Origin of the sequence: Pseudovibrio flavus (genome assembly GCF_009711345.1) — a bacterium.
GTDB classification, from domain to species: domain Bacteria; phylum Pseudomonadota; class Alphaproteobacteria; order Rhizobiales; family Stappiaceae; genus Pseudovibrio; species Pseudovibrio flavus.
In genome coordinates, this window is the sequence record NZ_SMMA01000001.1 from 1 (window position 1) to 203 (window position 203).

Here is a 203-nt window from a genome sequence, read left to right on the forward strand (position 1 = left end):
GAGTTGCCGTTCACGGTGATGATGTCTTCGTGCAGTTTGCCGTGCTCGAGAAGCGCGCGCATAACAGCAGGTACACCGCCAGCGTAGTAGAAGTCTTCCATCAGGTACTTACCAGATGGCATCAGGTTCACGATGGTCGGAATGTCGCGGCCCAGACGATCCCAGTCGTCAAGGGTGAGATCAACGCCAACGCGGCCAGCCAT

Annotated in this window: 1 protein-coding gene; it reads right to left on the minus strand. The window is 57.1% G+C overall.

Annotated elements, in window-relative coordinates:
- Positions 1 to 203: dihydroxy-acid dehydratase domain-containing protein (locus E1162_RS00005; RefSeq protein WP_257098518.1), on the minus strand; the 203-nt coding region annotated here is incomplete at both ends.